A 12,815-nucleotide genomic window follows, 5' to 3' on the forward strand; every position below is an offset into this window, starting at 1 on the left:
GGCTTAGTTATGTACGGGCTGATTACCGTGATTCACTAAGCAACGAATCGCACTTCCCGCTTCCTTGTACTAATGAAACCCTGATACAACAGCCTTTTCAGTCTCAGGATGTTTTCAAAAATCAAATCGGAGTCCTAATCTAACTCTTGTGTTTTGTGATTATTGATACAAAAGTGGTAAAGAAGTCTTTCCAGTAATTCTGCCAAATTGCCAAATAAGTTGCCTCTGCTCTGCATTTTTGTCTCATTTTCAGGTAGTATGGCATTGGCACAGTTACACAAAAAATCTGAGCTTTAGTATCTACTCAAAATTAGGTCTAATAGCTTTAGCAATAGTAATTTTGACTTTAGATAAAAATTTACCCTTTCTAAATAAAGACCTTCTCAGACAAGGGCAATTATTAAGGAATTAATATATATGATTATTACGTTGATTATAGCTTGGATAATCTTCATAATATTATGGAAATTGTTAAAAACAACTGTGAGTACTGCATTAACTCTTGCGGCAATCCTTGTTTTATTAAATATTAGTTTTGGCATAACTCCACAAGATATTTGGCATTACGTAACCCAGTTTGCTCAAAATCTGTCGCATATCCAAATTGGAAAGTAAAAATTTATACTTCACTTTTGCTAATGAAAGGTGAAGTATAAAATATGAAATGACAACCTTTCTTGGTCAATTGTTATTTAATGCTGAAATCTTGGCTAAGGCATCCTTAAAACTCGGCGGCAACTGACGCATAATCTTGCCTCTGTCGCGATCTAAAGCCACTAATGTCACCTTAGCCGTGACGTATAATTCTTGTCCATCAGTTGAGACAATGGCATAATCCCAATTGATGCGGACACCTGTCACCTCAGCCATACGCGTTTTTACCATCACTGCCATACCCAACTGAATTGAACGGTGATAGCGCACCGACAGTTCTACAACTGGTAAATCGCAACCTATAGCAACTAAATCAGCAAATTCAATCCCTATAGATCGCAAACATTCAATCCGCGCTTCTTCCATCCAAGCTATATAGGAACCGTGCCAGACAAGACCGGCATAGTCTGTGTGGTGGGGTTGTACTCTGACAGGATATTCAAACCAATTCCCAAACTCATGACTGGATGGATTGTCAAGAGCGCTGGTTGGTGGTAGTTTTGGTTGGCTAGGTTCTTCTTCTGACATCTTCAATTTTCTCACTACCTATAAATTTTCCAAATTATTGAATAGCATAAAAATTAATTGCGTTGCCGGACTTATTGATTTAATATTTACCTTCCGAGCATAGGGAGTGTTTTGTTATGCAGCCTAATCTCCGGCATGTGAGTGTTGTTACTTTATCTCTACTTAGCTTACTAGGTTTTGGGATGGCATACCCAGACAATAACCAGGTAAACACAAATGCAAGGTTGAGGTACGAATCTGGAGAAAAAGCTCAAGCTTTACCCAAGAATAATCAACTCTCAGAAATTGCAAGGCTTAACGAAGAAGCTATCAAAGAATCTCGGCAAGGTCAATCGAAAGAAGCGTTGCAGAAATTACAGCAAGCATTAGCCATCAGCAGAGACCTTGGAGAGCGCTCTTGGGAAGCGGTAACATTCAACAATATCGGCAGAATCTACCAAAGTCAAAAAAAGTATTCTGAAGCACTTCAATCCTATCAACAGGCTTTATTAATTAACAAAGAACTAGGGGATCTGGTTCGACTAGGCAAAACTTACAGTAACATAGGTTACTTATTCGATATCCAAAACAAGCCAGAGTTAGCAATTTTTTTCTACAAGCATTGTTTGATTAATCGTGAGAAAGCTCGCTTGAATCCATCAGCATTGAGTGCGCTGCAACCAGATGCTTACAGCATAACTGTTAGCCAGACATATCGCATTTTGGGTGAACGATTGCTCAAACAGGAACGTGTTGCTGAGGCACAAAGGACAATAGATTTACTCAAAGTTGAAGAACTAGAGGAATATCTCCAGACTGTGCCAGGTAATCAACGTACTGTTAAAGGTATTAATATAGCGGCAACAGAAAAACCAATAAAACAAAAGTTGGATCAAAGTGTGGATAATGCTGTTGTGCTGGGTAAAGAACTGACAACACTACGTAAAATTTCCCCCCAACAGCGATCGCTCGAACAGAAACAACGCATCGAGCAATTAGTCTTAAATCAACAGCAACTTCTAGATGGATTTAACGAATTTATCAATAGTCCTTCAGTGAAAGCACAGGTAGAGCAAATTAGCCGTACAGCTAGGCGGCAAAATTTGGATTTGGAGAGTCTCAACGAACTTCGAGATAATTTGGCGCGATTACCGCAAAAATCGGCATTGCTCTACCCACTGATTTTAAAAGATAGTTTGGAATTGGTATTGGTAACTCCTGAATCCCCACCAATCCATCGCACTGTTGCTGTAAAACGCGAAAATCTCCATCAAACAATTGATGCTTTCCGCCAAGCTTTAATCAATCCCAGTCGAAATATCAAAGCACCTGCACGCCAATTGTATGACTGGCTAATTAAACCGATAGAGAAAGACTTGAAGCTATCAGATACGCAAACTCTGATTTACGCTCCAGACGATCGGCTACGCTACATTCCGTTAACTGCTTTATATGATGGCAAACAATGGCTAGTGCAACGCTTCAATGTGAATCACATTACATCGGCTAGTCTGACTAACTTAAACACCCCAAAACAATCTACTTTGCGGGTTTTAGCCGGTGCTTTTACTAAAGGTAATTATCAAATCAAAGTTGGGAATCGACAGGTGGCTTTCGCTGGCTTACCCTTTGCAACGCAGGAAGTGGAAAGTCTAGCAGCTGCGGTTCCTGAAACTACGAAGCTTTTAAACGATGCCTTTACCCCTAGAGTCGCTGTACCCCAAATGGATGATTATACAATTGTCCATTTAGCGACTCATGCAGCCTTTGTGGTGGGTAAACCAGAAGATTCGTTTATTTTATTCGGGAATGGCGATCGCGTTAATTTTAGAAATGTCGCCACTTGGTCACTCCCTAATGTAGATTTGGTAGTGTTGAGCGCCTGTGAAACCGGCTTGGGAGGCAAGTTAGGTAACGGTGAGGAAATTTTGGGCTTTGGCTATCAGATGCAACAAACCGGCGCTAGAGCCGCGATCGCTTCTTTGTGGTCTGTAGATGATGGTGGTACGCAAGCACTCATGAGTGCTTTTTATGGTATTCTCTCTACTGATAAGTTGACTAAAACTGAAGCTTTACGCCAAGCTCAAGTCTCATTAATTACTGGAAACTGGAAGGAAATAAGTCACAATGCACCCGCAGCCGCAGTTAATGACTTTAGTCATCCGTACTACTGGGCACCATTTATTTTAATTGGTAATGGACTTTAGGTGTATTGCATCTGACACTATAATTGCTGCTACTGCCCAGATTCACCATTTGAAACTTAGTAATGCGCAATAACGGTGATTTTGACCGCAGCGGTAAGCTGAAAATCCTGCTTATGAGATTTTGGCAGATACAAAAAATATGCTATGGGCCAGCCGTAGCCAATCACTTAATGGTAATGGATAAATAGGTAGGAGCGATCGCTAACTAAGCCACTATTACTGATTAACAGTTACCGATAATCAAGTTCTAATTTGCTATCGACCTCTGAAACCTTAATACTTCTTGGCAAGAGTTTTAGAGCCTGTATCACTTTGCATAGATTGCTTGACAAGATCGGCCAATTCATCTAGCTGGCTAATTGCCTCCGCACCCTCTAGCTTCATTAATTCGCGGTCATCCCGCATTTCCGTCCAAGTAATGCCGTAATCGGACACTAAAAATCGAATCAGATGATTATCACCCAAGCTAACCATAAATGATGCACTATTCATTTGGTCGCCACAGGTATAGCAGGATGCAGGATACCCACGCCGCTCTAATACAATTGCCAAAGCTTGCAGGTTCATTACTAAGTCTTGGACGAATTGTCGATGTTGATGTGCTAGTCTCAGAAACACTTTTGTCCTCCAGACACCACAGTAATTTGAGTTTCTTTTATATTTTCTTTAGATTTTCTCATCCATTGGTATTGTAAAGTATTCATTACAATTACCGGACGGATGATATTGAGTCGTTAATTGACTACCTTGTTTAGGGTAGTGGATCGGGGTTTTGAGAGCCGTATCAAACTATTCAGTTTGCAAATTCAAAATTTCGGACAGAATTGCTAAATTTAACTATATCTTTATACACTTCTGTCAGAGTAGATTCCTACAGTAAGCGATCCGCTTTAAGAGTAACTTAAATTTAGCACTAGTCAACTACAGAAAAGCTACATATTTGGTTTTTATTGGCTATGTGCAGTCAAATACACTGTTATTAGAAGGCATAATGTAGTTTTGCATCGTTATAGTGCCTCTTGCTTAGATGTTTAATCTGTTCTCTTTCTAACGTAGATTTTGGTATAGACAAATGATTAGTTATACCAAATTTGTTCTTCCTAATAGATATAAAGTTAAACAGATGATAGTGAAATTCTAGATTAAGTAGTTGCCAGATAATAAATGCAATACTTTATACAAATTTCACGTAATTAGTAGGCAAATATGAGTGTAGAATCCACAATCGGAAAACTTAACACTGACAATACCTAAACTCAGCAGCGCAATGTTGCCATTTAGGCAATATCTCCAGGTATTTTGGGATTATTTTCAAAAAGTTGTACGAACCAAAGCGCGATAATTTAGAAGGATTATTATCTTAGTTTGGTTTTGCCGAATTTAATGCGTATATAATATATTTCGATTATCTATCCAAAGATAGTAATTATTTTTTATTAATAATTCAGCTAACTAATTAGTAATTAGTCATAACCCTCTCTATGAGAGGCTGCGCCTAGCCTGCTTATAGCGGTAGGCAAACTCGCTACTGTTGCGCTAACTTACATAATTCCTAATTATTAGCAAAATACTTGCGCATCATTATCTTTTTTAGTGGTCTTGAATTAGTTGGAGTCTAGATATCCAACTAATTCAATTATGAATTAAGAATTAATAGACTACTTGCCACCAACCGAAAGCTGGGCCGATAAAACGGATTGTTGCCCATCCTACAACCATAAGACCAATGCCTATCCAAGCACCACGAGTAGTCCAAGTGACAAATTGTTCGCCTTGAGTTTTTGTGATCGGAACCCAAGACAATATCCGAGTCTCTTGACCGTATGTTTCTCCTAGTGTGGTTTTACGACGTTTTGCTTCACCCATAATCAGCAACTCAAATTCTACTTTGGTTCTAAATTTATCTTGCCAGAAATCATGCCTACAGAGAGGCGATCGCGCTCGTATCACCTTCCATAAGCTGATAATAATGCTTGCTTTTAGGCGATCGCACTTTGGTTGACAAAATTTAAATTGGGCATTGGGGAGCCACTGCCGAACCCGAAGGGTCTTGGGGTCTCCCCAAGTGGAGCAAGTGGCGTCACTGGTAACTGAACTTTAGGCAGAATTTTCCTCATCTGTATTGGAAAACAGGCTGGGATCGAGATAGTTAATGCGTGCCAGAGGACTTAAAGCTGCGAGAATTTGAGCGCCGTAACTGCGGTTAACTACACGACTATCAAGCAAAGCCACAATCCCTTGACTTTCTCGTACTGGAGCGATTGCCCGTTGTAATTCATTCAAAGCTGCTGGCAACAAGTATAAACGGAACCAATCTTGATGCGATCGCTTATAAAGAGCTACCCTACCAGCTACCAGAGGATTTTCTAAAGATGGTAGGGGCAAAGTCGCAATGATTAACAGATGGGGTGCTGGCAAGACTCGTTGATGTTCTCGCCAAAATTCCCAACCACTAATCAAAATACCATTTTCATCTAAACAAGTTTTTTCTACTTGCACCCGCGAACCAAACTCTGAGGCTAGAATTGTCGCCACTTGAGCCTTGAGTGGTACATCCCCCACCAAGACAACCGTTAATCCTGGCGCTGTCGCACTTAGACAAACCAGTGTGCGGACTTTGTGAATAAATGCCGCTTGAAATTCTGGCGTGTTGGGTAGAGGCAACTTATAGGGTACATACAGTTGAATTGCTTCTGCTTGACTTTCCGAAGAGAACTTCAGGCAAGTTAAATCGTCCAAACCCAAGCGCTGGCGAAAAAGGGGAGCCTCAGTTTCCGGTTCGATAGCGCTGCCAATTAAAACTACTGGTTGTCGCTGCCAAATAGGTGAAAGTATTTCCCCTAATTCCATTGGGGCGTAGTGCAAAGAAAATAAACCTTGTCGATGGGCAATAGTTGCCCAGAAGAGAGGAGGAGAAGTAGGGGGCGAAAGATTTTCATCAAGGGTTTGAAATTGTTGCCAGAAATTTTTCCACTTATCTGGGAGGTTTGCTCGATCTAAAGCCAAATGCAGGCGATGCAAAATTTCTATTTCTGGCTGGGAAATTAGATAGCACTGATATGGATTAGCAGGATGCTGAAAAAGTTTGTGTGTTAGTTGTATCCGTGCTTCACGAATTGCCTCAGCTTGGTTGGGACAAGCCAGCATGAGTTGATCCCAATCATCGGGTTGAATATCTTGGGTAAGTTGATGACGCACCCAATCTTCGAGATCGTCTACCCCATCAATAATTGTGGGGATGCCTTGGGGAAAGCGTGAGCCACCAGCCAATTGTCCTTTTAACCAAGCTTCTGGGGAAGTTAAGAGTAGCCCTTGGAACTCAGCATCAGGCCAAGCATCACCTGTCCTAATCGATTTATTGGTTGGTAGCCATTGCTGTAGACGGGGAATTTCCACTCGCAGTAGAAGTTGCTGCACTGTTTCTTGAGCAACAATAATTACAGGGCCATGCCACATCAGGGCTGATGCTACGAAACTAGTACGATACCGCCCTTGATAGCCACTAACTGCCCCTACTTGAATTAGGGCGCTACGTCCCAGGCGCAAGGCGCGTGCTACCAACCGTGCCATCGTCAAATGATGGGGCCAGGAAGGGAACCCCGCTTGCGATCGCAAAAAGTTATGTAGTGACAAATGAACTTCTGCCTCAATCACACGCTTTCAATTCCATACAAAGTGACTTTTACTTCCAATTGCCCCATTTCTATTATCTTGTCATTTGTTCTTTGTCCTTCGTCATTTACCATTGATCCAAAACTTATGACCAATGACTAATGACCAGTGACCAATCACCCAATACCCTATAATTATGCCAATTTACACAGGAATATCTAGCGAAGCCTTCAGGCATCCACTAGATCGCCAAGCCGAGCAAGCTTTACGAAATTTACCGGGATTTGATTTAATCGCTCGTAAATTTGTGGAATTTATCTACGAACGCCCTCAATTAGTCTATCTAATGGGTAACACCATCCAAGTCGGGCCGCGTCAATATTCCACTATTTACCAGATGTTTCGGGAATGCGTCCGAGATTTGGACATTTACCCAGAACCAACACTGTTTGTCTCGCAAAATCCCCAAGCAAATAGCTATGCACTGGGGCAAGAGAATCCTTACATAGTCATAAATACAGGGATACTAGACTTACTAGACGAAGCCGAAATTAGGACGGTGCTAGCCCATGAACTGGGGCATATTAAATGTGGTCATACTATTTTAATTCAAATGGCCATGTGGGCGATGAGTGCTGCTTCTGCCTTGGGAGAATTGACCTTTGGCATCGGTAATATTGTCACCCAAGGCTTGATTTACGCCTTTTTTGAGTGGCGGCGCAAAGCCGAGTTATCGTCAGATCGCGCTGCACTACTAGTAATGGATGACTTGAATCCTGTGATGTCAACCATGATGAAACTCTCTGGCGGTAGTAACAAATATGCTAATGAATGTAGTTTACAAGAGTTTATCAAGCAGTCAGAAAATTATCAGGCACTGGATGAGGATGGACTGAATCAAATATATAAGTTTTTAATCTACAATGGCGGTCAGGGTATGATGTTGAGTCATCCTTTCCCTGTTGAACGCTTGCATTACTTACGGTCGTGGGCAGTATCCGAAGAATACCAGCAAATTCGCCGAGGAAATTATCAGCGATCGCCTGCTTCTGGATCGGTAAATGTTGCAGCAGAATCTTCCGCAAATGAAACAGAAATTTTACGCCGTCAAATTGAAGAATTACAACGAGAAATCGACAGAATGAAAAGGTCTGAGTAGTTTTGAGTACTAAATAAAGATTAGTAGGGTGGAATAGTGCCTACTAAATCGTTGGATTTAGATCCCCGATTTCTCTTCAAGAAGTCGGGGATCTGCGTTAACATACATCTCTCTATGGGAAATTAAAATACTTAGGGAAAAACCAGATAATTACTCCAGTTCCCAATACACAAATAATTCCCGCCAAGCCAGCTAGGGGTTTTTTATTTTTACCTGTGAACAAGTCAGGGACTTTTCCTGTGTAAGTAATTAGTTCTGCTGTATCTATGGTAGCGATCGCCCATACCCATCCCGCGTGCAATCCCCAAGCTAAACCCAAATTACCGCTAGAGATAAAGCGTGCTAATACCAGCACCATTCCCATCAGCCATAATCCAGGAAGTTGGGGTGCAGTTTCACGTTGCTCCCAAACCAAGTGTAACAAGGCAAAAATCAAGCTAGAAATTGCTGCTGCTACCCAAACGGGGTAATCCTGCGCTAATTCTGTGAACAGGAAACCGCGAAAAACTAACTCTTCTATCCCACCTACTAATAACGCTATCAAGAAAATCGGTAGCAATATGGGTAGTAGTAACTTAAAATTAGACTTTTCAAAAGAACACCAACCTAATCCGAATTGCCCACTAAATACAATAGCTAGACTCAGCACTCCCAAACTAAAACCTAGTGCTAAAAAACCAAGAGTTGAAAAATTGCCTACAAAGCCGTAATCTGAAAAAGATTTATTAGTCAACCAAACAACTCCCCAGAGGATCAGGGGAGCTAATAGGTAAAGTGACACCAATAACGGCATTTTTTGCTCTGGCTCTAAAGGTTTAGGAGGTTGCCAATTAAGCAATATTGCTGATACTGTTGCTACTGGCAACCAGCAAACTATCCAGCAGACAAAAAATGCCGTCACTATAACTAGTGGCGGTGCATTTTCTCTAAACGCCAGTAAAGCGTTGAGTGAAGACTCAAAGAAAGTTATCAAAATAAACAAAAAAAACACGATAGACTTCTTGCATTATAGATTTCTTGCTGATTAATCAAGACTCTACTAAATTTGGTGAATTCAGCAAGGGGCCTAATCGTATTTTTTAGCTGGCTACCAATTTGCTGGCGGGGTAAGGACAAGTTATCATCACCTGAAACTTATCCTTACCATCAGCAAATTTACTCTTCGTCTTCCAAATCTTCGTCTGATTCGTCAGAATCTATATCTTGTGAAGTTAGTTTTTTATCGCTTTCACCTAGTTGAATCAGGTGAATATGTTTGTATCCCAGCCTAATTTCAAACTCATCTCCAGCCTTCAAGCCCATTGCTTTGGTATATGTAGCACCAATTACAATTTGACCATTTTGATGGACACTAACCCGATATGTCGGTTCACGACCACGACCATCTTTAGGTGCTTCTGGACTTAGAGGAATTCCTCTAGCAGATAGCAAAGCGTCATAAAAATCGGTGAGATTGACACGAACCTGGTTATTCTTAGTAACAGTGTAATAGCCGCACTGTTTAGCTCTTTCTCGGCGTGGTAATGTGGAAAGTTCTTTTACTTTAGCAAGTAGTGCTTTTCCAGTTAATGGCGCGGTTGCAGTTTCAGTCATTATGCTCAAATTTTCCTTACTCTCTCCAAACTGATAAACGATGTAGTCTCATGCCAGCATTTAATTTTTTAGCATTTGCATAGAGCTACTGAAGACCCTAGTGTAACGGGTGAATTCCTGCCGATAGGAGCCAAAAGCACTTCTATTATATGGTTGTCCACAACCAACTAGAGGCCATAGTTGCCACAGACATTAATTTTGGTGATGTTACGGCACTTTTAACCATTATTCGCCATCAGAAAGAAAACTATTTTCTTCTTTGGCGCTACTGTAGCGGTGTAACTTTCAGCCACCTTTACAAATGGGGTTAGGTTCTACTGCAAATAAGTCGTAGACCAAAAAAATTGCAGGTTTTTCACTTTCAGTGCTTGCCTTTCTTGTCAATGAGCAAGTAGAGTTTTCTCCACTCGTCCTCTCAAGCTTAGGACAGCATAGTATTTCAATAGAGTCCTACGGGCATACACCCTTTTGTCCTACCAGTAGAGACATGAATTTTCTTGTCTCTACATTACGAATCAACAAAGCAGTAGTAACCGCGCTGATACGGCTATTGATTCTGGTTTTGCTACTTCGTAATTTTATATTAAATACTAGCATGGACTAATAATAGCAAAATAGTTGTTTAATTTTGAATTAAAGTTGCTGGTAAATTTTTATTTAAATTCCTGGACTTGAAAGTTGAAAAAAGCAATGACGATTTTCTTAACCCTTTCTTGCAAGCGTGAGCATTGCTATCTGGCTTTTATAAAAATTTATATAATTGAGACGAGCAGTTTTGACCAATGAGTTCAATCCCATATTTTCTTGATTGACAGCAAGCCAAAAAGCGAAAAGTCTCGCACCTCCGGGTTTCGCGGCGATCTAACTTTTCTTTGAAAGTGGTGGGGATTTTTCCTCGGTTTATTATCTTCAGGTCAAAAGCAGTCAGAGGATTTTGCACGTCTGTCTATGGGAAGAACAAATCTCTTAACATCTGCCTAGTGCTTGATTGCCACTACTATATATTAAACATGGGCTTTCACACTTCTATATAATCAAAAAATTCCGCCTTCGCTACCACTTGATGAAATTTTACTGTCAGGACTGCTTGACTAAAGTTGACATCAAGATGTGTTGTTAACTTCAGATACATTTCATTTGGATACGATCGCTAGGTCAAAGATCAACTTAAGTTACTTTTTCAGCAAACTCTCTTTCCTTTACATTCCCAAACAGGTAAATTTAATGCAAAGCTGCGATTACATTTTTGGCGTTTTAACTCAGAATTTGACAAAAATCTTGCCTACAAGGCTACTACAAGTAAAATTTTAATGGTTATCCTTAAACTAGAATCAGTAGCCCTTGAATCGTCAGCCTATTAACACCAGGGGTTGAATTAGGGGCGAAAAAGTATAACTCACTTTTCGCAACTACCTGCTTTGATTCGCTTTGATTCATGATTTTTGAGGCTGGTGAAGTAATTTTAAAATTTTGGTAGTTATGGAAGTTATTTTTAAGATCATTCGACAGCAACAAAATTCCTCCCCTGTTGTGCAAACCTACCTTGTGGAAGCCGAACCAGGTAATACAATCTTGGATTGCCTCAATCAGATTAAGTGGGAGCAAGATGGAACTTTGGCATTTCGCAAAAATTGCCGCAACACCATTTGTGGTAGCTGTGCTATGCGAATTAATGGGCGTTCGGCTTTAGCTTGTAAAGAAAATGTTGGGAGTGAACTTGCCAGATTACAACAAATACCATCATCCCCAAGTAAAGTAAATGCTATTGGTGAAATCACGATCGCGCCTCTCGGCAATATGCCCGTGATTAAAGATTTAGTTGTAGATATGAGCAGCTTTTGGAATAATCTAGAAGCAGTCGCCCCTTATGTGAGTACGGCAGCACGACAAGTACCAGAAAGAGAGTTTTTGCAAACACCACAAGAGCGATCGCGCCTCGATCAAACTGGTAACTGTATTATGTGCGGTGCTTGTTACTCTGAATGCAACGCTCGTGAAGTTAATCCAGACTTTGTAGGTCCCCATGCCCTTGCCAAAGCTTACCGAATGGTCGCAGACTCCCGCGATAGCGATACCGAAAATCGTTTAGCAAGCTACAACGAAGGTACTAAAGGCGTATGGGGTTGCACCCGTTGTTTGTACTGCGATTCTGTTTGTCCAATGGAAGTTGCGCCATTAGAACAAATCACCAAAGTTAAACAAGAAATTCTCACCCAGAAACAAGCTAGCGATAGTCGCTCAATTCGCCACCGGAAAGTATTGGTAGATTTAGTTAAAGAAGGTGGTTGGATTGATGAACGTCAATTTGGTGTACAAGTAGTCGGTAATTATTTTCGGGATTTAAAAGGATTACTCAGTCTTGCACCCCTCGGTTTGCGGATGATCCTCCGAGGTAAGTTTCCCCTATCATTTGAAGCTTCTGAGGGGACGGAACAAGTGCGATCGCTCATTGAATCTGTGCAACAAGTAGAAAACAAAAGTTAGAGGTGAGGAGTTAGGAGTGAGGAATTTTAACTCCTAACTCCTAACTTCTAACTATAGTTCAACGCGGTTCTTGAGGTATATTCAACGGTCGTCCATAACGGTCATATACTAAAACATCCCACTGACCATTATTACTAGACTCAAAAGCGATTCTGCTACCATCAGCGCTAATTGTAGGGTTACGAACTTCGGCTTGCAGGTTATTGGTCAAATTCCGCGATTGGCGTGTTTCTCTGTCGTAGAGAAAAATAGCCGATCGCCCCTGACGGCTAGCTGCAAATACAATATAACGACCATCTTGTGAAACGCTAGGATGATTTGCGATCGCATCAAAGGAATTTAAACCTGGCAAATCAACCAAATCACGATTTACCGTATCAAACATATAAACATCTTGGCTACCGCGTCGGTCAGTAATAAAAACAATGTATCTCCCAGAAATTTGGGGGTTTAATTCCGACGCTAAACTATTGAGACTCCGACCCCCTGGATCAAAGGGATAACTCAAAAGGCGAGGGTAGCCAAAACATCCAGTCAATAAACTTAAACAGAAAAATACAGGTATAAAAAAAACACGTTTCATATAATTAGTCATTAGT

The 12,815-nt window shown here is 40.9% G+C and carries 12 protein-coding genes; 5 read left to right on the top strand and 7 right to left on the bottom strand.

Going from position 1 to position 12,815, the window contains the following annotated elements; genetic code table 11:
- The first annotated feature begins 417 nt into the window (after positions 1-417).
- On the top strand, positions 418-615 hold the full coding sequence (locus HWQ42_RS32040; RefSeq protein WP_292738542.1) for a hypothetical protein: 198 nt from the start codon (positions 418-420) through the stop codon (positions 613-615).
- Positions 616-681: 66 nt separating this feature from the next.
- Here HWQ42_RS32040 and HWQ42_RS32045 read toward each other — a convergent pair whose 3' ends face one another.
- Entirely contained in the window at positions 682-1,182 is a 501-nt protein-coding gene (locus tag HWQ42_RS32045; protein WP_292738543.1) for a thioesterase family protein, read from the bottom strand.
- A 116-nt stretch (positions 1,183-1,298) separates the two neighbouring features.
- Here HWQ42_RS32045 and HWQ42_RS32050 point away from each other — a divergent pair, with 116 nt between their 5' ends.
- Positions 1,299-3,368, top strand: coding sequence for a CHAT domain-containing protein (locus HWQ42_RS32050; protein WP_292819272.1), 2,070 nt, complete (start codon positions 1,299-1,301; stop codon positions 3,366-3,368).
- A 273-nt stretch (positions 3,369-3,641) separates the two neighbouring features.
- On the opposite strand, the gene HWQ42_RS32055 is transcribed toward HWQ42_RS32050, so the two are convergent.
- The 3 genes from HWQ42_RS32055 to HWQ42_RS32065 all read right to left on the bottom strand — a co-directional run bounded on the left by HWQ42_RS32055 (position 3,642) and on the right by HWQ42_RS32065 (position 7,022).
- Positions 3,642-3,986, bottom strand: a complete 345-nt coding sequence (locus tag HWQ42_RS32055; RefSeq protein ID WP_094350113.1) for a DUF1815 family protein — start codon at positions 3,984-3,986, stop codon at positions 3,642-3,644.
- A gap of 1,032 nt (positions 3,987-5,018) precedes the next feature.
- On the bottom strand, positions 5,019-5,234 hold the full coding sequence (locus tag HWQ42_RS32060; RefSeq protein ID WP_099101660.1) for a DUF2839 domain-containing protein: 216 nt from the start codon (positions 5,232-5,234) through the stop codon (positions 5,019-5,021).
- A 231-nt stretch (positions 5,235-5,465) separates the two neighbouring features.
- Positions 5,466-7,022: an ATP-dependent DNA helicase gene (locus tag HWQ42_RS32065; protein ID WP_292819275.1), complete on the bottom strand. Its 1,557-nt coding sequence runs from the start codon at positions 7,020-7,022 to the stop codon at positions 5,466-5,468.
- 154 nt (positions 7,023-7,176) lie between these two features.
- Between HWQ42_RS32065 and HWQ42_RS32070 the strand changes: the two genes are divergently transcribed.
- A complete protein-coding gene (locus tag HWQ42_RS32070; RefSeq protein WP_292819278.1) occupies positions 7,177-8,139 on the top strand; it encodes a M48 family metallopeptidase in 963 nt (320 codons plus the stop codon).
- 112 nt (positions 8,140-8,251) lie between these two features.
- Here the strand turns inward: HWQ42_RS32070 and HWQ42_RS32075 are convergent, their stop codons facing one another.
- The gene (locus HWQ42_RS32075; protein ID WP_292819281.1) at positions 8,252-9,130 is read right to left on the bottom strand and encodes a type II CAAX endopeptidase family protein; all 879 of its coding nucleotides are present in this window, start codon (positions 9,128-9,130) and stop codon (positions 8,252-8,254) included.
- Between the two features lie 164 nt (positions 9,131-9,294).
- Positions 9,295-9,732, bottom strand: a complete 438-nt coding sequence (locus HWQ42_RS32080) for an AbrB family transcriptional regulator (protein ID WP_094350106.1) — start codon at positions 9,730-9,732, stop codon at positions 9,295-9,297.
- Positions 9,733-9,881: 149 nt separating this feature from the next.
- Between HWQ42_RS32080 and HWQ42_RS32085 the strand changes: the two genes are divergently transcribed.
- Positions 9,882-10,043: a hypothetical protein gene (locus HWQ42_RS32085; protein WP_292738549.1), complete on the top strand. Its 162-nt coding sequence runs from the start codon at positions 9,882-9,884 to the stop codon at positions 10,041-10,043.
- A 1,168-nt stretch (positions 10,044-11,211) separates the two neighbouring features.
- On the top strand, positions 11,212-12,216 hold the full coding sequence (locus HWQ42_RS32090; RefSeq protein WP_292738550.1) for a succinate dehydrogenase/fumarate reductase iron-sulfur subunit: 1,005 nt from the start codon (positions 11,212-11,214) through the stop codon (positions 12,214-12,216).
- Positions 12,217-12,274: 58 nt separating this feature from the next.
- Here HWQ42_RS32090 and HWQ42_RS32095 read toward each other — a convergent pair whose 3' ends face one another.
- Positions 12,275-12,799, bottom strand: coding sequence for a Tol biopolymer transporter periplasmic protein (locus HWQ42_RS32095; RefSeq protein WP_292819284.1), 525 nt, complete (start codon positions 12,797-12,799; stop codon positions 12,275-12,277).
- Positions 12,800-12,815 lie beyond the last annotated feature (16 nt).

This window comes from Nostoc sp. JL23, assembly GCF_017115065.1.
In the GTDB taxonomy this organism is placed as follows: Bacteria; Cyanobacteriota; Cyanobacteriia; order Cyanobacteriales; family Nostocaceae; genus Nostoc; species Nostoc punctiforme_A.